Here is an 18,341-nt window from a genome sequence, read left to right on the forward strand (position 1 = left end):
AGGAGGTGGCTCCACCCATGCTCGTCCGCGAAGTCATGAGCACGGTCGTCCTCACCATCGGTCCCGCCCACACGCTCCGCCAGGCCGCCGCCCTGATGTCCGCCCGCCGCGTCGGCGCGGCGGTGGTGCACGACCCCGACGCCGACGGCATCGGCATCCTCACCGAACGCGACGTCCTGGTCTCCGTGGGCCGGGGCCAGGACCCGGACACCGAGCGCGCCCACGGCCACACCACCACCGACGTCGTGTTCGCCGCACCGACCTGGACCGTGGAGGAGGCGGCGGCCGCGATGGCACACGGCGGCTTCCGCCACCTCATCGTCCTGGACGGCGGTGAGCCCGTCGGCATCGTCTCGGTGCGCGACATCATCCGCCGCTGGGCACCCGCCCGCACCCCGCACAACGCGCCGGTGGTGACCGCCTGACGGAACGGAGCGACGTACGCACGGCCGCCCGGAGGCACGGCCGGCCCGGACGCGCGTTCCCGGACACACGATCCCTACGACAAACGGGCCGGGCCCCCTCCCGGGGATCCGGCCCGCCGCTACGGCAAGCGGTCCAGTGCTGGATGTCAGCCGCGCAGGGCCTGGACCGCGGCCTCCAGCCGCTTGCCGAAGTCACCGTCGGCCCGACGGAAGTTGTCGATCGCACGCTCGACGATGTCGTCGCGCGAGACGCCGGAGAGGGCGCCGGCCAGGTTGCCGATCAGCCGCTCCTTCTCCTCGTCCGTCATCAGCCGGTAGAGGTTGCCCGCCTGGACGAAGTCGTCGTCCTCGGCGTGGGAGGGTGCCCGGGTCTCGCCGGTGACGCCGGAGACCGGGACCGGCTGCCACAGGGCGCGGTCCGTCTGGACGGGGCCGCCGAAGCTGTTCGGCTCGTAGTTCTTCGCGCCCTTGTGGCGGCCGTCGTACAGGTGGCCGTCACGGGAGTTGGTGCGCGCCACGGTGGCGTGCGGGCGGTTCACCGGCAGCTGGTCGGCGTTGATGCCGACGCGGTAGCGGTGGGCGTCGCCGTACGCGAAGAGGCGGCCCTGGAGCATCTTGTCCGGGGACGGGCCGATGCCGGGCACGAAGTGCGCCGGGGAGAAGATCGACTGCTCGACCTCGGCGAAGATGTTCTCCGGGTTGCGGTTGAGCTCCAGCTTGCCGAACCAGACGATCGGGTAGTCCGCGTGCGGCCACACCTTGGTCAGGTCGAACGGGTTGAAGCGGTAGGTCGCCGCCTCGGCCACGGGCATGATCTGCACGCCGACCGTCCAGGACGGGAAGTCGCCGCGCTCGATGGCCTCGCGCAGGTCGCGCTGGTGGGAGTCGGGGTCCTCGCCGGCGAGCCTGTCGGCCTCGGCCTGGGTGAGGTTCTTGATGCCCTGGTCGGTCTTGAAGTGGTACTTGACCCAGAAGGCGTCGCCCGCCTCGTTGTTCCACTGGAAGGTGTGCGAGCCGAAGCCGTCCATGTGGCGGTACGACGCCGGGATGCCGCGGTCGCCGAACAGCCAGGTCACCTGGTGCGTCGACTCCGGCGACAGGCTCCAGAAGTCCCAGACGTTGTCCATCTCGGTCGAGCCCGTGTAGGGGTCGCGCTTCTGGGTGTGGATGAAGTCGGGGAACTTGATGGCGTCCTTGATGAAGAACACCGGGGTGTTGTTGCCGACGAGGTCGTAGTTGCCCTCCTCGGTGTAGAACTTCAGCGAGAAGCCGCGCGGGTCGCGGACCGCGTCCGCCGCCCCCAGGTTGCCGGCGACGGTGGAGAAGCGGAGGAAGGTCTCCGTCTCCTTGCCGACCTCGGAGAGGAAGGCGGCGCGCGTGTACCGGGTGACATCGGCGGTGACCGTGAAGGTGCCGTACGCACCGGCGCCGCGGGCGTGCACGACGCGCTCCGGGATGCGCTCACGGTTGAAGTGGGCCAGCTTCTCCAGCAGGAGCTGGTCCTGGACGAGCACGGGGCCGCCGACGCCCGCCGTCTCACTGTTCTGGTTGTCGGCTACGGGAGCACCTGTCTCCGTAGTGAGCGGTCCCTGCGTCACGAGCTCCTCCTGTGCCAGTCCTGGCAGTACTGCACGTTCTGTTCCTTGGCTAATGCCGTTCCAGATCCTACAATAGACAATGTCTAAGTCAAGTAGGACTCCAAAGTCACACCCGTTCGGGACCTGGTCCCCCTTGCTGTTAGGCTGGTCGGTATGAGTGACCTTCTGGAACGGCTGCGTGGTCGCGGTTGGCGCATGACCGCGCAGCGTCGCGTGGTGGCCGAGGTCCTCGACGGCGAACACGTCCACCTGACGGCCGACGAGGTGCACTCCCGGGCCGTGGACAAGCTCCCCGAGATCTCCCGGGCGACGGTCTACAACACCCTGGGCGAGCTGGTCTCCCTCGGCGAGGTGCTGGAGGTCGCGACGGACAAGCGCGCCAAGCGCTACGACCCGAACGCCCACCGGCCGCACCACCACCTGGTCTGCGCCCAGTGCGGTGCGATCCGCGACGTCCACCCGACCGGCAACCCGCTGGCCGACCTCCCCGACTCCGAGCGCTTCGGCTTCACGGTGTCGGAGGTCGAGGTCACTTACCGCGGCACCTGCCCGGACTGCGCGGCGGCGTGAGCACGGATTTGCTTCTCGTCTTCGTCTTGACGTAGTGTTCCATTCATCGACGCGGGGTGGAGCAGCTCGGTAGCTCGCTGGGCTCATAACCCAGAGGTCGCAGGTTCAAATCCTGTCCCCGCTACTGAAACCCTGGGGCCGGAATCCAAACGGATTCCGGCCCCAGGCGTGTTTACAGGAACTGCGGCCAGTCGCATGCCGTCGTAGCTGCGGGCAGTCGTGCCGCTGGGGCGGCACGGGTGGGCGCTGGGGGTACCTCCCAGGCCGTTCAGGCACTGGGGGAGGCACCCCGCCAACGCCGGGCCGCGCTCCCCACCCACGCCCCACTCCAACACCGGGCACCTACAAAACGGCGCCCCAGCCCAGCGCAGCGTCACGCGTCACGCCGACAGCTCCTGCCGCAACGCGTCCCGCAACCGCGCCGCCCGCTCCCCCACCTCCGCCGGCCCCAGCGACACCGCGAGGTCGGCCCACCGCTGCCCCTCCGCCAGTTCCCCGCGCCGCGCGAACACCAGCGCCAGCCGCAGCGCCGCCCGCCCGTGCCCGGCATCGGCCGCCCGGCGCCACCACACCACGGCCTCCGGCTCGCTGCCCTCACGGGCCAGCAGCAGCCCGAGGTTGAACGCCCCGTTGCGCGACCCGGCCTCCGCCGCCTCCCGGTACCACCGCGCGGCTTCCACCACGTCGCCCCGCGCCGCGGCGAGCATCCCGACCCGCACCTGGGCCCGCCGGTGCCCCTGGGACGCGGCCCGCTCGTACCACTCCTCGCACTCGGACTTCTCCTGCGCCGGCTCACCCAGCTCGTGCGCGGGCGCGGGCGGCCGGCGCGCGTCCAGCACCGTCGCCAGCCGGTACGCCGCCTCCGCGCTGCCGCCCCCCGCCGCACAGCGCAGGAACCGCTCCGCCTCGCGCTCGTCCCCGCCGCGCAGCCGGGCCATCCCGACCTGGAGCGCGGCCTCCGTGTGTCCGGCCGCCGCCGCCCGCTCGTACCAGCGCAGCGCCGCCCGCTCCTCGCTCCGCCCGGCGTGCAGGATCCCGAGGTTGAAGGCGGCGTCGACGCTGCCCGCCTCGGCGGCCTTGGAGAACCACGGCTCGGCACCGGCCTCGTCCCCGGCCCGCAGCAGCAGGATGGCCAGCGCGTTGGAGGCCTCCCGGTGTCCGGCGTACGCGGCCCGCCGGTACCACTGCTCGGCCTGCGTGGTGCGCCCCTGCTCGGCGCAGAGCAGGCCGAGGTTGTAGGCGCCGTTGTCGTCGCCGGCGTCCATCGCGGCCCGGTACCAGCGTTCCGCGGTCTGGGTCTCGCCGCGCTCGGCGTGCAGTGCGCCGAGGGCGTTGGCGGCGTTGCCGTCGCCGTCCTGGGCGGCACGCAGCCACCAGACGGCGGCGCTCTCCGTGTCCCCGGCGTCGCGCAGCAGGAAGCCCAGCGCACAGGCGGCACGGGCCTCGCCGTCCTTGGCGGACGTGAGGTACCAGCGCCCGGCCTCCTTGAGCTCGCCGCGCTTCTCCAGGATCGTCCCGAGGTGCAGTGCGCCCCTCCGGTGACCGCGCGCGGCGGCCTGCCGGTACCACTGCTCGGCCTCGTCGGCGGCCAGGGCGGCCGCCTCGTCGTCACCGCCGTCGCGCCGCCCGGCCCGCCGGTCCAGCGTCCGCGCCAGCCGGTACGCCGCTTCCCGGTGCCCGCGCTCGGCGGCGGCCCGCATCCACCGCTCGGACCCGGTGTCGTCGCCGCGGTGCTCCAGCAGGTCGGCGAGCGCGTAGGCGCCGAGCACATGGCCCTGCTCGGCCGACTGGCACAGCCAGTACTCGGCGGCGGGCTCGTCCCCCCGTTCGCGGAAGTGCCGGCCCAGCGCATGCGCGGCGGCAGCGGATCCGGCGACGGCGGCGATGCGCCACCATCCGGCGGCCTCGTCGGCGTACCCCCGCTGGTGCAGCAGGACGCCCAGGTTGTTGGCGGCGGCCCGGTCGCCGGCCGCGGTGGCGGCGCGCAGGTGCGACTCGGCTCCGTCGAAGTCCCCGCGGCGCAGCAGCAGCGCGCCGAGCACGCTCATGGCCTCGACGTCACCGCCGTCGACGGCGAGCCGCAGACGCACTTCCTCGGCGGCTTCGTCGGCTGCTTCCTGAGCCTCGTCCGCGGCTTCCTCCTGATCCGACGGCTGACCGGACGGCTGCGCAAAACGCCCTGTCCCGAACAGACTTGCCATGTCCCCCATAACGTTCATCGTCGCACCACCCGCAACCTCGGTACATCCGGTATACCGCAGTCAGTGAGGTCACTTCAGCGTTTTGTCGACATGCCCACAGGGAGACAAGTCAAACACAGATCTACCCAACTCCCCTTGGCGGCGCGGCCGTCGTGTCCGCCGGTACATGCGTTCGCACATCACGAAGGCCCGGACTCCTTGTGGGAATCCGGGCCTTCGTGGTCGTTCGCAACCAGCTCACGACGTCAGTAGCGGGGACAGGATTTGAACCTGCGACCTCTGGGTTATGAGCCCAGCGAGCTACCGAGCTGCTCCACCCCGCGCCGTTGTGTGCACAACCCTAGCACGGCGCGGAATGGGCCTTGACCAGCCTGAACGCCTGACGCGAACGCCAGGCGCGAGGCATGCGGTCAGCCGGTGTCCGACCCTCCGCCGGCGTCACCGGTCGGGGTCGCGTCCGGACTGGCCTTGTCGCCCCCGGCCTTGTCCCCACCGTTCTTGTCGCCGGTGTCCTTGTCGCCGTTCTTGTCCCCGGCGCTCTGGTCGGCCTTGGCCTGTGCGTCCTCGGCCCGCTGGAGCGCCTCCTCCAGGTCCTTCTGCGCCTCGGCGTACGCGGCCAGGTCCTTCTGCTCCAGGGCCTTCTGCCCCGCGTCGAAGGCCTTCTGCGCATCGCTCAGCGCTTCCCGGACCGTCGGGTTGGTGGACGACGGCGGCGGCTGGGTGGTGTCGTCGTCGCCCTCGTCCGCCGGTGGCTGTTCGTTCTCGGCGGCCTGGGCTCCGAAGACCTTGTTCAGGGCTTCGTCGAGCGTGTTCTCGAAGGCGGTGTTGCCGCCGTAACTCACCAGGACCTTGCGCAGCAGGGGGTACTTGAGGTCGCCACCGCGCACGTAGACGGGTTCGACGTACAACAGCCCGCCGTCGAGCGGCACCGTCAGCAGGTTGCCGTACTCCACCTCCGAGTCGCCGCCTCTCAGCAGCCTGATGGACTCGGCGATGTCCTGTTCGGAGTTGAACTGGCTCTGGACCTGTTTCGGTCCGTCGACGGTCGTGCTCGTCGGCAGTTTCAGGATTCTGATCTTGCCGTAGTCACTGGTGCCCGCCTCGGCGTCGACCGCCATGAACGCGCTGAGGTTGTCACGCCCGTTGGGTGTGAACGTCGTCGTCAGCGAGAAGGCCTGCGCCTTCTGGTCGGGCATCTTCATGCTCAGGTAGTACGGCGGCACGGCGTCGCCCGACTTGTTGGTCGGGTCGTCCGGCACCTGCCACACCTCACTGCCACTGAGGAACGTGTTGGCGTCCTTCACGTGGTAGCGGGTGAGCAGCTCGCGCTGGACCTTGAAGAGATCCTGCGGATAGCGCAGGTGCGCCATCAGCTCCTTGGAGATCTCGCTCTTGTCCTTCACCGTGCCCGGGAACGCCTTCTTCCAGGTCTTCAGGACCGGGTCCTGGGTGTCCCACTCGTAGAGCTTCACGTCACCGCTGTACGCGTCGACGGTCGCCTTCACGGAGTTGCGGATGTAGTTGACCTGGTTCTGCTGGGCCACCACCGCGCGCGAGTTGTTGTTCGCGGTCAGCGAGTCGGCCGTGGTGTCGCCGAGCGTCGTGCGGGAGGCGTACGGATAGCCGTTGGTCGTGGTGTACGCGTCGACGATCCACTGGATGCGGCCGTCCACCACCGCCGGGTAGGCGTCGCCGTCGATGGTCAGCCACGGGGCGACCGCCTCGACGCGCTCCTTGGGCGTGCGGTTGTACAGGATCCGCGAACCGTCGCCGATCGCACCGGAGTAGAGGATCTGCGGCTCGCTGAACGCGGCCGCGTACGCCGCCCGGTTGATCGGGTTGGACAGGTCGACACCACCGTCGCCCTTGTAGCTGAACGTCTTCTCCCCGGTGTCGTCGGAGTAGTCGATCTCCTTCTGGGGACCGCCGACGATCGAGTAGGTGGTGGTCTTCTCGCCGTAGTAGATGCGCTGTTCGTACTTGCCGAGGTCGCCCTCGGAGGGCAGGTTGGACTCGGTGAAGACCGGGCGGCCCTCGGAGTCGACCTGGGTGCCCTTGGCCGCGACCACGCCGTAGCCGTGGGTGTAGCGGAAGTGGTTGTTGATCCAGTTCTTCTTCGGGATGCCCGCCAGGTTCAGCTCGCGCAGACCGATGACCGTGTCCTGGTCCTTGCCGTCCTTGGCGTACCGGTCGACGTCCAGGTTGGTCGGGAACGCGTAGTAGTTGCGCATCTGCTGGAGCTGCTGGAAGGTCGGCGAGATGACGTTCGGGTCCATGATGCGGATGGACGCCGCGGCGTCCACGTCGTCACGGAGCTTCGTCTTGTCCTTGGTCTCGCTCTTGCCCGGGTACTCGCTGACCTGGGTGCCCTGGATGTCGTAGGCCTCGCGCGTGGCCGCGAGGTTCTTCTCGACGTACGGCGCCTCCTTGGCCTGCTCGTTGGGCTGGACCTGGAACTTCTGGACCAGCGCCGGGTACAGGCCGCCGATGAGGATCGCGGAGAGCACCATCAGGCCGAAGCCGATCACGGGCAGCTGCCAGGTGCGCCGCCACAGGGTGGCGAAGAACAGCAGCGCGCAGATGACCGCGATGCAGAACAGGATCGTCTTGGCCGGCAGGTAGGCGTTGGCGTCGACGTACCTGAGGCCCGTCCAGTTGTCGGTCGCCTTGAAGTCGCTGGACTTCACGGCGAGGCCGTACCGGTCGAGCCAGTAGGCGACCGCCTTGAGGGCGACGAAGACGCCGATGAGCACCGACAGGTGCCCGGTGGCGGCGGCCGTGGCGCGCGCGCCCGGACTGGTGACGCGGAGCCCGCCGTACAGGTAGTGGGTGAGCGCGGCGGCGATCACGGAGATGATCACGGCTGCGAAGCCGAAGCCGAGCAGGAACCGGTACCAGGGCAGGTCGAAGGCGTAGAAGGAGACGTCCAGCTTGAACTGGGGGTCCTTCTGTCCGAAGGGCACGCCGTTGACCCACATCAGCCAGGTCCGCCACTGGCCGGAGGCCGAGGCGCCGGCGATCAGGCCGACCAGGGCGGTGATGCCGAGCAGCAGCCACTTCTTGTACGGGGCGATGCCCATCCGGTACCGGTCGAGGTTCTGCTGCTCCATCGACATGGCGCTCAGCGGCGGCCGCAGGCGGTGGGCCAACCAGATGTTGAACCCGACGGCGAGCGCCATCAGCAGGCCGAAGACGAAGAAGAGACCGATCTTGGTCCACAGGGTCGTCGTGAAGACCGACGAGTAGTTGACCGACCGGTACCAGAGCCAGTCCGTCCAGAATCCCGCGAACATGGTGAACGCCATGAGCAGCACGGCGAGGACACCAAGTGTCAGCAGCAGGGTTCGGACACGCCGGGACGGGCGGCCCACTCTGATCCGCGGCCCCGACGGGGGGCCTCCGCCGCGGTCCGGCATCTGGAAAGCCAAGGTGCGCACCTCGAAGTTCGCTGTTGATCCGTCAGGCCCTCGGGTTCGCGGGCCCCCCGTGCGCCCCCGTGATCGCGGGCCCACACTTATGCAACTTACTCATCGTTTACTCGGTTCCCGATTCCGGCCATGAACGAGGCAGGATTGTGACCATGTCCAACACCCCCATGGCAGCGAGCCCCCTCACCCGGGCCGTACTCGAGATCGACGAGTACGTCTCCGGCCTCGGCTGGGACCAGCCCGCACGCCTCTTCGCACTTGTCGACACCGCACGACTGAGGGCCGACCAGCCCTCCCTCGCGGACCGGCTCGGTCTGCAGGACGAGACGGAGTCCTCCGGCCTCACCCCGATCGAGCAGGACGAGATTTCAACGGACCAGGCGCTCGACGAGTTCCTGGGCACCATCGCCTGGCCCGACGCCGTGGTCGGCTGTGCGCTCGCCGTGGAGCGGCTGATGCTGCCGCCCTCGGCCGAGGCCCAGGTGCCCCAAGGCCTGAACGACAAGAAGCTCGCCCAGTGGGTGGCGGAGCACCCGGACCGCCAGGAGGTCCGCATGACGGTCGCGGTCCTGCGGGACGGCGCCCGCGACTCGGCCCTGCGGCTGCGGGAGAAGGACACCGCGACGGAGGTCCTGACGGGCTCCGACCTGGTGCCGGGTCTGGCCGAGGCGCTGACGGCGACCTTCGCGGAGTAGGCCCCCGGACGCCGGGCTGCCGGACGCCTGTGCCGGGAGGACTACCCCTCGGTGCACTTCGGCAGGTCGGCGGTCTTCCCGGAGCGGATGTCCTTCAGTGCGCCGAGGGCGTCGTCGATGGTGTCGACCTTCACCAGGGTGAGCCCGTCGGGGGTGTCCTCGGCCGCCGCCGCGCAGTTGTCCGCGGGGGTCAGGAAGTACTGGGCGCCCTTGTCGTGCGCGCCGATGGTCTTCATGCCGATGCCGCCGATCGGGCCGACCTTGCCGTTGTCGTCGATCGTCCCGGTGCCGGCGACGAACTTGCCGCCGGTGAGGTCGCCCGGGGTGAGCTTGTCGTAGATGCCGAGGGCGAACATGAGGCCGGCGCTCGGGCCGCCGACGTCGGCCAGCTTGATGTCGATCTCGAACGGAAAGGTGTGATCGGTCCCGGCGGAGATCCCGACGATGGCGCGCTTCTCGCCCGCGTCCTCGGAGGCCTCGGTGGTGATCGTGACCTGCTGCGTCTTCGTCGCTGTCCGGCCCTCCTTCTCGGCGGCGGCCTGCTCCTTGGCGGGCACGATCGTGAAGACGGTGTCCTCGCCCGGCTCGTGCTTGGTCACCAGCTCGGCGACGTCCGCGGGCTTCTTGACGGTCGTGCCGTCCACGGCCTTGATCACGTCCCCGGCGTGCAGCCTGCCCTGCGCCGGTGAGTCCTTGACCACGGTGGAGACGACCACCCAGGACTTCACCGGGATGTCGAGCGCCTTCAGGGCGGCGACCTTCGCGGTCTCCTGGGAGTGGCTGAACTCCTCCGCGTTCTCCTGGGTGGCCTCTTCCTCGGTCTTGCCGTCCGGGTAGAGGGTCTCGTGCGGCACCACGCTGTTGTCGTGCGCCAGCCAGCCGTAGACGGCCTCCACGAGGTTCATCTTGTACTCGGCGCTGGTGACCCGGACGGTGGTCATGTTCAGATGACCGCTCGCCTCATAGGTCTTGTGACCGGAGATCTGCAGCACCGGCTCGCCGTCGTGGTCCCCGAGCGTGTTCACCGTCGGCCCGGGGGACATCTCCGAGTAGGGCACGGGGATGAAAACACCCGCGCACAGGAGCGCGATCAGCATCAGGGTGGAGGCGAGCATCGTCGCGGTGCGGCGTGGCATGGCACGACAGTACGGGACGTGGCTGTCGGAACACCGTCAGGGCTGCGGTCGTCAGACGCTCGTCGGACGGGCGTCAGGCACCTGTGCGGGGCTTCTCCATCGCCTCACGGAACCGGGCGTACCCGTCCAGCTCGGGACCGTCGCTCCGGGCCTTGCGGGTCCGGTTGGCCCAACTGCCCCACAGGCCCGCACCGACAGCGGCCACCAGCGGAATCAGCAACCAGGCAAGCGCTGCCATGCCGACCTCCCAACCCCATGAGCGTCCGCGACTGACTGATCAGAAGATTAACCATTCGCAGTGACAACGCTCACGCCGGGGGGCGGGTTACGCAACCGGAGGTGCCCGGGGCGAAAGCGCTACGCGCCCACCCACTCTTCGGTGCCGTCGGAGAACGTCTGGTGCTTCCAGATCGGCACCTCGTGCTTGAGGTCGTCGATCAGTTTCCGGCAGGCGTCGAAGGCCTCGCCCCGGTGCGGACAGGACACGGCGACGACCACCGCGAGGTCGCCGATCTCCAGGTCGCCCACACGGTGCAGCGCCGCGAGCGCCCGTACGGGGTACTCCGCGACGACCTTCTCGGCGATCCGCCGCATCTCGGCCTCGGCGCTCGGGTGGCACGAGTACCCGAGCCGGTCGACGTCGGTGCCCCCGTCGTGGTTGCGCACGGTCCCCACGAACAGCGCGGTACCGCCCGACGCGTCGTCCCCCACCGCGCCGAAGACCTCGTCCACGGACAGGGGCGTCTCACGGATGCCGATCAGCTTGACGGGGTCGGCTGCGGCCCGCTCACCGGGGTGGTCGTTCGTGGTTGCCATGCGTCCATCGTGCCCCACGCCGCGGACGGCGCGGAATAGCGTGATCGCCCGGCACGCGCGCGTGCGGCGTTGGAGCCTCCTACAGCGGCCTCCCGCGGGGACGCCGGCGGGCCCCCTCAGATGCGGCGCCGGGCCTTGCGCGCGCGGCGCACCACCGCGGCGGCGCCCAGCAGTGCCACCGTCGCGCCCGCGGCGCCCGCCGCCGTGGCGTCCTTGCGCCCGAGGCGCCGGCCGGCGACCGTGTGCCGCCCGGAGACCTCCTCGAGCAGTTCCGCCAGGACCTCCTCGTTCGTGTGCTTCGGCCGCCATCCGGCGTCGTGGAGGCGGCTGCCGCTCACCACCCAGGGGTACATCGTGTAGGCCAGGTCCCCGGCCGGGGAGGGCGTCAGTCCGATCCGGTGCAGCCGGGCCGCCGCGCCGAGCGCGACCGCCGAGGGCAGCTCCATGCGCCGGATGCCGCTGAGCTCCTCGACCTCCTCCTGCTCCAGCCAGCCGTCGCACCCGACGGCCAGCTCGCCGTCGGCCTTCTCCAGGACGGCGTACTCCAGGGCGCTGCACAGGTCGTCGACGTGGCAGAACTGCCAGGCCGGCCGGGACCCGGCCACGACCAGCAGCCGGGGCGACTCGAAGTACCTGGTCAGCGCGGTGTCCATGCCGCCGACCAGCACGGCGGGCCGGACCACCGTGACGTTGAGGCCGGGGTGCGCCCGCGGTGCGCGCCGCGCGAGCCGCTCGATCTCCAGCAGGTCACCGACGCCCGTGGCCTCGGCCGTGGCGCGCAGTTCGGCGTCCTCGGACAGCGGCAGCTCGTTGTCCGGGAGGGCCCCGTAGACCATCGCGGAGGTGCACAGCACGACCCGGTGCACACCGGCCGCCGCGGCGGCGGTCAGAACGGTCTGGGTCCCCCGGACGTTGTAAGCCGTACGAGCGGCCGCGTCGGTCTCCAGATCGAGGTCGAGCGCCAGGTGCACCACAACGTCCGCACCTCGGAGTTTCTCGGCGATGGCAGGGTCCCGTACGTCCAGGATCTGCCACTCGGCCGCCTCGCACCCACCGCGTCGTTCGTCTATGGCCACAACCTGTCTGACCTCGTCGGACGCGGCGAGTCGCTCGGTGAGCAGCGCCCCGACCCCGGACGCGGCACCGGTGACCGCTACGACGGGTCCGCGCGCGCCGGGGCGGGCGGAACTGGTTGACTGGTTTCGCGCTGCGCGAACCTGCGGATCTGGGGAACTCACCGGGCGTCTCCAGAGGTTGTCTTCAGTACGAGCGCGAGCGACGCGTGCGTACCAGGTGGCATCCATCCTGCCGCAGGCCGTCAGTCGGCGAAGCACCGAGGCCCGATCGGCTTCGGGTGTCTACGCTGGGTGGTGAAGTCGGGCAGCCGTGCCGCCGGAAAGAACCGGCGGCCCTACCAGCCGAGGAACCCCGTGAGTGACACCCCATTCGGATTCGGCCTTCCGCCGGAGGAGCCGGACGACGGCGACGAGGGCAAGAAGAAGGACCAGCAGAGCGGCGGTGGTCAGGGACCGGCCAACCCGTTCGGTTTCGGGATGTCCGGAGCCGGAGGCCTGGGCGGCCCCGGCGCGGACAACCCGTTCGCTGCCATGTTCGGTTCCATGAACCCCAACGACCTGGGCGCCGCGTTCCAGCAGCTGGGCCAGATGCTCTCCTACGAGGGCGGCCCGGTGAACTGGGACATGGCCAAGCAGATCGCCCGCCAGACGGTCTCCCAGGGCACCCCGGACGGCCGCAAGGACGCCAGCGTCGGCCCCGCCGAGCGCAATGCCGTCCAGGAGGCCGTGCGCCTGGCCGACCTGTGGCTGGACGACGCGACCGCCCTGCCCTCGGGCGCGGGCACCGCCGTGGCGTGGAGCCGCGCGGAGTGGGTCGAGGCGACCCTGCCCGCCTGGCGCGAGCTGGTCGACCCGGTCGCCGAGCGCGTCGGCAACGCCATGGGCGACGTGCTGCCGGAGGAGATGCAGGCCATGGCCGGCCCGCTCATCGGCATGATGCGGTCCATGGGCGGCGCCATGTTCGGCACCCAGATCGGACAGGCCGTCGGCGTGCTCGCCGGCGAGGTCGTCGGCTCGACCGACGTGGGCCTTCCGCTGGGCCCGGCGGGCAAGGCCGCGCTGCTGCCGGCGAACATCGAGTCGTTCGGCAAGGACCTCGGCGTGCCGCAGGAGGAGGTCCGGCTGTATCTCGCCCTGCGCGAGGCCGCCCACCAGCGCCTCTTCGCGCACGTGCCGTGGCTGCGCTCGCACCTGTTCGGTGCCGTCGACGGCTACGCCCGGGGCATCAAGGTGGACACGGCCAAGCTGGAGGACGTGGTCGGCCAGTTCGACCCGCAGAATCCGGAGCAGCTGCAGGAGGCCCTCCAGCAGGGCATGTTCCAGCCGGAGGACACCCCGGAGCAGAAGGCGGCCCTGGCCCGGCTGGAGACGGCCCTGGCGCTGGTCGAGGGCTGGGTGGACGCGGTGGTGCACGCGGCCGCCAAGCCGCGGCTGTCCTCCGCCGACGCGCTGCGCGAGACGCTGCGCCGCCGTCGCGCCTCGGGCGGTCCCGCGGAGCAGACCTTCGCCACGCTGATCGGCCTGGAGCTGCGCCCCCGCCGGCTGCGCGACGCCTCCCGCCTGTGGGCGTCCCTGACGGACGCGCACGGTGTCGACGGCCGGGACGGTCTGTGGGCGCACCCGGACATGCTGCCGACCACGACCGACCTGGACGACCCGGACGGCTTCGTGCACCGTGAGCAGCTCGACTTCTCCGAGCTGGACAAGATGCTCGGCGAGGCGGCGGGCAAGCCCGACCTGAAGAAGAAGGACCAGGACGGGACCGGGGAAGACGGCCGGGGCGAGGCCAAGGGCGACAAGGGCGAGTGAGCCTCCACGACGACGCGGTCCTGGTCCTGAAGGGACACGAGGGCCAGGACGAGCTGCGCCAAGTCTACCTGGACCATCTCGCGACGCACCCGGACGGCATGTGGAAGGCCTGCGCGGACGGGCACGTCACCGCGAGCGCGCTGGTGATCGACCCCTCGCGCGGGCGGGTCCTGCTCACCCTGCACAAGAAGATGCGCATGTGGCTGCAGATGGGCGGCCACTGCGAACCGGTCGACGAGACGCTGGCCCGGGCGGCCCTGCGCGAGGGCACGGAGGAGTCCGGCATCGCCGGGCTGACGCTGCTCCCCGGCGGCCCCGTGCGGCTGGACCGCCACCACACGCCCTGCGCCTGGCACCTCGACGTCCAGTACGCGGCCCTGGCTCCCGAGGGTGCCGTGGAGACGATCAGCGACGAGTCCCTCGACCTGCGCTGGTTCCCGTACGCGGAGGTCTCGGACGTGGCCGACGAGTCGGTCGTGCGCCTGCTGGAGGCGACCCGCGCCCGGCTGTGACCGGTAAGGGGTGACCGCCCTTGCGATCACCCCTTACCGAACTGCGGCCGTGTCCCGCGTTCAGCTCCAGACGTTGCCCTGGTTCTGGCCGCGGGCGCCCTGCTGGCCCATGCCGTACTGGGCGGCGAGACCCGGGCCGACCTGCGCGTTCTGCGGCGGCAGCAGCTCGCTGGGCTGGACGAGCGCGAAGCCGCTGCCCATGAAGCTCAGCTCCCAGCCCTCACCGGTGTTCCCGCGGCGCCGCCACACACCGGAGGAGTGCGTCTGGGCCTGCATCTGCACGCGCAGCCCGGTGGACCAGGCGACGATGGCGTCGGCGTCGCAGTTGACGTACTTGTCGGGCGTCACCTGCAGGAAGAGCGGGGAGCCCGAGGTCATCAGGGCCACCTTGCCCCGGCCGGTGATGTTGAGCTGGTACTTCCCCGAGCCGGAGATGCCGTAGAGGCTGTCGACCGCGATGACCTCGTGGTGGAGGTTCGAGTCCATGGCGAGCACATAGCTGCTGTCGACGGTGAGACCGTCCTGGTCGACGTCGACCACGTGGACGCACTGGGCGAGGTTGGAGAAGTAGACCGTGCCCTGCCCGTGGCAGCGCATCAGATCCAGGCCCTCACCGGTGTGCGCACGCGCGCGCGACTGGCTGTTGCTCTGGTACTCGGCGTCGAACTCGACGAGCCCCTGGTAGGCGACCATCGTGCCCTTGCGGGCGAGCACGTCGTCGTGGCCCGTCAGGGCGACGCGGAGCATGTGCTTGTTCTGCAGGCTCCAGGCTTCCTGGGTCTGCTGGTCGTTGTAGGCGAAAATCGGGCTCTGCATGATGTTCTGGCTCCCCCTCAGCCCCGGACCCGGAGGCGGTCGGTGCTGTCCTCGCTGGGCTGGACGACGACGATGCCCTGACCGGAGAAGGCCATCTGGAAGGCCTCGCCGCTGCCGCGGCCGATCAGCGACTGCGCCTTGAAGCTGCGCTTGCCCTTCACCTTGAGGTTCGGGGACCAGGCGACGAGCGCGTCCGGGTCGACGTAGGTCTCGTCCTCGCCACCGCCGCAGTCGACCACGATCGGCTTGCCCCGGGAGGTGAGCGCGACCCAGCCCTGCCCGGAGATCTTGGTGTTCCACAGTCCCTGCCCGGCGAACTTCGCCAGACCCTTGACCCGCTCCACACCCCAGGTGAGGTGGGCGTCGAAGGCGAGCAGGTTGGTGGCGTTGACGGAGATCCCGTCGCCGTTGAGGTTGATGACGACGACGTTGGCGCCGTAGTCGGCGAGGTAGAGCAGTCCGTCGCCGGAGCACTTCATCAGGGGCGCGCCCTCGCCGGTCATCCAGTCCTTGGCGATCTGGCGGACGGCCGGCGGGTTGGGCTCGTACTGGACGAAGCCCTCGTAGGCGACCATCGAGCCCACGCGTGCGAGGAGGTCGTTTCCGGTCTGCATGGCGACCTTCAGCATGTGGTTGCCGTGGTTTTCCATGCGGGCGGCGACGGGTGCGGGAGCGTAGCCCGCGAGCGGCTGGTTCATGTCGGGCTCTCCCTCAGATCTCGTACGGCTGGACGACGACGAAGCTGCCGGGCGCGGCCCGGAACTGCAGGTTGACGCTCTCGCCGGTGTCGCCCGCGTAGGAGTTGCGACGCATCCGCACCTGGCTGGAGACGACCACCTGAGCGGCGGCGGACCAGGCGACCACGGCGTTGCAGTCGGCGAACGTCGTGGGCGTGACCGGCAGCACCACGGGCACGCCGCGCGTCTTCACGACGATCGTGCCGGTGCCCTGGAACTGCATCGTGAACAGCGCGCCGCCGGGGATGCCGTGTCCCTCGATGCGGCGGACCTCGTACTGGAGGCTCTCGTCGAAGGCGAGGACGTTCTCCGCGGAGACGCAGACGGCGTCGCCCTGGAGCTCGATGGGGTGGAGCATCGCGGAGTTTTCCGCGAGGAACACCTGCCCCTTGCCGGTGCAGCGCATCAGCTGCATCTCCTGGCCGGTGGCGTTGCCCACGACCCGGCCGGCGAATCCGGCGCCCTTGTAGCTGAAGTCGACCTTGCCCTGGTAGAGCACCATGCTGCCCTGCCGTGCGAGCACGGGCTGGCCCTCCGCGCCGAGGTCGACGCGGACCAGCTTCTTGTTCTGCTGCGTCCAGCGCTGCCCGGTCGCGGTCTCCCGGAACTGCTGGAGCGCCGCGGTCACACCGGCGCCCTGCGGCGCGCCCTGGGGCGGCTGCTGGCCGTAGCCGGGCGGTGGCGTCGGCTGGCCGTAGCCGGGGGGCGGGGTGGGCTGCCCGTAGCCGCCGGGCGCGGGCGGCTGGCCGTAACCGGGCGGCGGGGCCGGCGCCTGGGGCGCCTGGGGCTGGCCGTAGCCGGGGGGCGGCGGCGCGGTCTGGCCGGGAACCTGGCCGTACTGCGGCTGCTGACCGGGCTGGCCGTACTGCGGCTGCTGACCGGGCTGGCCGTACGGCGCGGGCGCCGGGGCGGGGGGCGGCACCGGAGCGCCGCCGGGCGGCGTGTTCATGGGCGCGATGACGGTCTGCTGGGCGTGCACGTCCGGCGCGGGCGCCGGAGCGGGAGCCGGTGGCGGCGGGGCGGCGGGCGGCGTGGCCGCGGGCGGCGGCGCGAAGCCCTGCTGGGCGGGCTGCGGCGCCGGGGCCGGTGCGGAGGCGGCGGGTGCGCCGAAGGCCGGGGGCGCCGAGGCCTGGGCGGGCGGGGCGAAGCCCGGGGCGGCGCCGGACTGGGGCTGCTGCGCCTGCTGCGGCGCGGGAGCCTCGTCCTCGGCCACCTCGCCGCCGAAGTTCCTCAGCAGCGCATCGAGACCGCCGTCGAAGCCCTGCCCGACGGCGGCGAACCGCCACACGTCCTTCAGATAGAAGTCGCCCAGCATCACGGCGCGCTCGGTGGAGAACTCCGAACCGCTGAACGGATACCGTGCCACCTCCTCGCCGCCCGCGACGATCCGGAGGTACCCGGGACCGACCTGCGACATCTGACCCGCGCCGTCGATCGTCGCGGTGAAGGAGAGCTTCTGGATCTGCTGCGGGATCCTGTCCAGGGTGACCCGGAAGGATTCCGTGTCACCCGCCTGCGCACCCAGGAGCTGGATGGACTCTTCGGGGGTCTTCGGTTGGTTGAAGAACACGAAGTACCGGTCGTCCGACAATCGCTCCTCGGCGTCGAGACCGAAGCAGCTGATGTCGAAGCTCAGCCCGGGGCCGGAGATCTGCACGCCTACGTACAGATCCGTGCCCGCGGTGAGATCACTGATCCTGGCCTTGTGGCCGCGTTGAAATTCCCTGGCCATGCGTTACGACCGTCCCCCATCCGAATGTGAGTGCGTCGCGACAGGCTAACGGCAAACACCGACACCGGAGGAAGCCGGTACAGACCCGGTACGAAACCCGTGCGGGGCCGTGGCGGACGCCCGCCCGGCTCGCGCGGGCTACTCGCTGCGGGCGCCGGGCACGTGCGGCAGCCGGTCCGCGGCGACCACGCCCTCGAGGTAGCCCCGGGCGCGCTCGGTCCGCGGGTAGGCCTCGAGAAGCCGCCAGAACCGGGGTCCGTGCCCGGGGACCAGCAGATGTGCCAGTTCGTGCAGGAGGACGTAGTCGACGACGTACTCGGGCATCCCCTGGAGGCGGTGCGACAGCCGGATGCTTCCCTCGGACGGGGTACAGGAGCCCCAGCGGGTGTTCTGGTTGGTGACCCAGCGGACCGAGGCGGGCCGGGCCCGGCCGTCGAAATACTGACCCGACAGGCGCTCCGCGCGCTCGGCCAGCTCGGCGTCGCCGAGGACGCGTTTGCTCTCCTGCGCGGCCAGCTTGTCGAGCATGACGCTCACCCAGCGTTGCTCCTCGGCCTCGGACATCCGGGCGGGGATCAGCACGACGGTGCGGTCGCCCTCGCGGTACGCGGAGACCGTCCGGCGTCGCCGGGTGCTCCTGCGCACCTCGATCGCGCTCGTACCCGGGCCGCTCGGCGGCGGATTCGTCGGTGTGCGCGGGGGCGCCCCGGCGCGGTGCAGTGGGTCGGCGGACACGCCACGACGTTACCCGCTGCACACGGGGAAGTCCCGGCTCCGGGACGCTTCCGTG

Annotated in this window: 16 protein-coding genes and 2 tRNA genes; 6 read left to right on the top strand and 12 right to left on the bottom strand. The window is 70.7% G+C overall.

Features of this window, described 5'->3' with window-relative positions:
• Positions 1 to 17 precede the first annotated feature (17 nt).
• Complete coding sequence (locus tag D1J63_RS12335) at positions 18 to 425, top strand: CBS domain-containing protein (protein WP_164712815.1); 408 nt, start codon at positions 18 to 20, stop codon at positions 423 to 425.
• Positions 426 to 571: 146 nt separating this feature from the next.
• On the opposite strand, the gene D1J63_RS12340 is transcribed toward D1J63_RS12335, so the two are convergent.
• On the bottom strand, positions 572 to 2,023 hold the full coding sequence (locus tag D1J63_RS12340; RefSeq protein ID WP_125628921.1) for a catalase: 1,452 nt from the start codon (positions 2,021 to 2,023) through the stop codon (positions 572 to 574).
• 153 nt (positions 2,024 to 2,176) lie between these two features.
• Between D1J63_RS12340 and D1J63_RS12345 the strand changes: the two genes are divergently transcribed.
• Together D1J63_RS12345 and D1J63_RS12350 are read left to right on the top strand one after the other, a co-directional pair.
• On the top strand, positions 2,177 to 2,593 hold the full coding sequence (locus tag D1J63_RS12345; RefSeq protein WP_125628922.1) for a Fur family transcriptional regulator: 417 nt from the start codon (positions 2,177 to 2,179) through the stop codon (positions 2,591 to 2,593).
• Between the two features lie 50 nt (positions 2,594 to 2,643).
• Positions 2,644 to 2,717 (top strand) — tRNA-Met (locus tag D1J63_RS12350).
• Between the two features lie 256 nt (positions 2,718 to 2,973).
• Here D1J63_RS12350 and D1J63_RS12355 read toward each other — a convergent pair.
• From D1J63_RS12355 to D1J63_RS12365, 3 genes are all read right to left on the bottom strand, one after another.
• Positions 2,974 to 4,803, bottom strand: coding sequence for an SEL1-like repeat protein (locus tag D1J63_RS12355; RefSeq protein WP_125628923.1), 1,830 nt, complete (start codon positions 4,801 to 4,803; stop codon positions 2,974 to 2,976).
• 240 nt (positions 4,804 to 5,043) lie between these two features.
• Positions 5,044 to 5,117: transfer RNA gene (locus D1J63_RS12360), tRNA-Met, on the bottom strand.
• Between the two features lie 87 nt (positions 5,118 to 5,204).
• Positions 5,205 to 8,210, bottom strand: coding sequence for a UPF0182 family protein (locus tag D1J63_RS12365; protein ID WP_125635418.1), 3,006 nt, complete (start codon positions 8,208 to 8,210; stop codon positions 5,205 to 5,207).
• Between the two features lie 164 nt (positions 8,211 to 8,374).
• On the opposite strand from D1J63_RS12365, the gene D1J63_RS12370 reads away from it, so the two are divergent.
• The gene (locus D1J63_RS12370; protein ID WP_164712816.1) at positions 8,375 to 8,917 is read left to right on the top strand and encodes a PPA1309 family protein; all 543 of its coding nucleotides are present in this window, start codon (positions 8,375 to 8,377) and stop codon (positions 8,915 to 8,917) included.
• Positions 8,918 to 8,958: 41 nt separating this feature from the next.
• Here the strand turns inward: D1J63_RS12370 and D1J63_RS12375 are convergent, their stop codons facing one another.
• The 4 genes from D1J63_RS12375 to D1J63_RS12385 form a co-directional block, all read right to left on the bottom strand.
• Positions 8,959 to 10,053 carry a PDZ domain-containing protein gene (locus D1J63_RS12375; protein WP_125628925.1) on the bottom strand — a complete coding sequence of 365 codons (1,095 nt, stop codon included), beginning with the start codon at positions 10,051 to 10,053 and terminating at the stop codon, positions 8,959 to 8,961.
• 73 nt (positions 10,054 to 10,126) lie between these two features.
• Positions 10,127 to 10,291 carry a hypothetical protein gene (locus D1J63_RS36710; RefSeq protein WP_007444545.1) on the bottom strand — a complete coding sequence of 55 codons (165 nt, stop codon included), beginning with the start codon at positions 10,289 to 10,291 and terminating at the stop codon, positions 10,127 to 10,129.
• 119 nt (positions 10,292 to 10,410) lie between these two features.
• Entirely contained in the window at positions 10,411 to 10,869 is a 459-nt protein-coding gene (locus D1J63_RS12380; protein ID WP_061442644.1) for a molybdenum cofactor biosynthesis protein MoaE, read from the bottom strand.
• Positions 10,870 to 10,985: 116 nt separating this feature from the next.
• On the bottom strand, positions 10,986 to 12,107 hold the full coding sequence (locus D1J63_RS12385) for an SDR family oxidoreductase (protein ID WP_102931330.1): 1,122 nt from the start codon (positions 12,105 to 12,107) through the stop codon (positions 10,986 to 10,988).
• Between the two features lie 192 nt (positions 12,108 to 12,299).
• On the opposite strand from D1J63_RS12385, the gene D1J63_RS12390 reads away from it, so the two are divergent.
• Both D1J63_RS12390 and D1J63_RS12395 read left to right on the top strand, forming a co-directional pair.
• Positions 12,300 to 13,754 carry a zinc-dependent metalloprotease gene (locus D1J63_RS12390; protein WP_125628926.1) on the top strand — a complete coding sequence of 485 codons (1,455 nt, stop codon included), beginning with the start codon at positions 12,300 to 12,302 and terminating at the stop codon, positions 13,752 to 13,754.
• Positions 13,751 to 14,266: an NUDIX hydrolase gene (locus D1J63_RS12395; RefSeq protein ID WP_125628927.1), complete on the top strand. Its 516-nt coding sequence runs from the start codon at positions 13,751 to 13,753 to the stop codon at positions 14,264 to 14,266. The genes D1J63_RS12390 and D1J63_RS12395 overlap by 4 nt, the downstream gene beginning before the upstream one ends.
• A gap of 60 nt (positions 14,267 to 14,326) precedes the next feature.
• Here the strand turns inward: D1J63_RS12395 and D1J63_RS12400 are convergent, their stop codons facing one another.
• From D1J63_RS12400 to D1J63_RS12415, 4 genes are all read right to left on the bottom strand, one after another.
• Positions 14,327 to 15,082 carry an AIM24 family protein gene (locus D1J63_RS12400; RefSeq protein WP_125628928.1) on the bottom strand — a complete coding sequence of 252 codons (756 nt, stop codon included), beginning with the start codon at positions 15,080 to 15,082 and terminating at the stop codon, positions 14,327 to 14,329.
• A 17-nt stretch (positions 15,083 to 15,099) separates the two neighbouring features.
• Positions 15,100 to 15,780 carry an AIM24 family protein gene (locus D1J63_RS12405; RefSeq protein WP_030145911.1) on the bottom strand — a complete coding sequence of 227 codons (681 nt, stop codon included), beginning with the start codon at positions 15,778 to 15,780 and terminating at the stop codon, positions 15,100 to 15,102.
• A gap of 13 nt (positions 15,781 to 15,793) precedes the next feature.
• Entirely contained in the window at positions 15,794 to 17,551 is a 1,758-nt protein-coding gene (locus D1J63_RS12410; RefSeq protein WP_125628929.1) for a TerD family protein, read from the bottom strand.
• Between the two features lie 138 nt (positions 17,552 to 17,689).
• The gene (locus tag D1J63_RS12415; RefSeq protein WP_164712817.1) at positions 17,690 to 18,286 is read right to left on the bottom strand and encodes a M48 family metallopeptidase; all 597 of its coding nucleotides are present in this window, start codon (positions 18,284 to 18,286) and stop codon (positions 17,690 to 17,692) included.
• Positions 18,287 to 18,341: the final 55 nt, after the last annotated feature.

It is taken from the genome of Streptomyces sp. KPB2, from assembly GCF_003950055.1.
Classification (GTDB): domain Bacteria; phylum Actinomycetota; class Actinomycetes; order Streptomycetales; family Streptomycetaceae; genus Streptomyces; species Streptomyces salinarius.

Bases quoted from the DNA above. Each gene is read 5' to 3' on its own strand.
- D1J63_RS12355 (WP_125628923.1), bottom strand. From the start codon at position 4,803: ATGGGGGACATGGCAAGTCTGTTCGGGACAGGGCGTTTTGCGCAGCCG.
- D1J63_RS12335 (WP_164712815.1), top strand. From the start codon at position 18: ATGCTCGTCCGCGAAGTCATGAGCACGGTCGTCCTCACCATCGGTCCC.
- D1J63_RS12370 (WP_164712816.1), top strand. From the start codon at position 8,375: ATGTCCAACACCCCCATGGCAGCGAGCCCCCTCACCCGGGCCGTACTC.
- D1J63_RS12380 (WP_061442644.1), bottom strand. From the start codon at position 10,869: ATGGCAACCACGAACGACCACCCCGGTGAGCGGGCCGCAGCCGACCCC.
- D1J63_RS12405 (WP_030145911.1), bottom strand. From the start codon at position 15,780: ATGAACCAGCCGCTCGCGGGCTACGCTCCCGCACCCGTCGCCGCCCGC.
- D1J63_RS36710 (WP_007444545.1), bottom strand. From the start codon at position 10,291: ATGGCAGCGCTTGCCTGGTTGCTGATTCCGCTGGTGGCCGCTGTCGGT.
- D1J63_RS12375 (WP_125628925.1), bottom strand. From the start codon at position 10,053: ATGCCACGCCGCACCGCGACGATGCTCGCCTCCACCCTGATGCTGATC.
- D1J63_RS12345 (WP_125628922.1), top strand. From the start codon at position 2,177: ATGAGTGACCTTCTGGAACGGCTGCGTGGTCGCGGTTGGCGCATGACC.
- D1J63_RS12410 (WP_125628929.1), bottom strand. From the start codon at position 17,551: ATGGCCAGGGAATTTCAACGCGGCCACAAGGCCAGGATCAGTGATCTC.
- D1J63_RS12400 (WP_125628928.1), bottom strand. From the start codon at position 15,082: ATGCAGAGCCCGATTTTCGCCTACAACGACCAGCAGACCCAGGAAGCC.
- D1J63_RS12365 (WP_125635418.1), bottom strand. From the start codon at position 8,210: ATGCCGGACCGCGGCGGAGGCCCCCCGTCGGGGCCGCGGATCAGAGTG.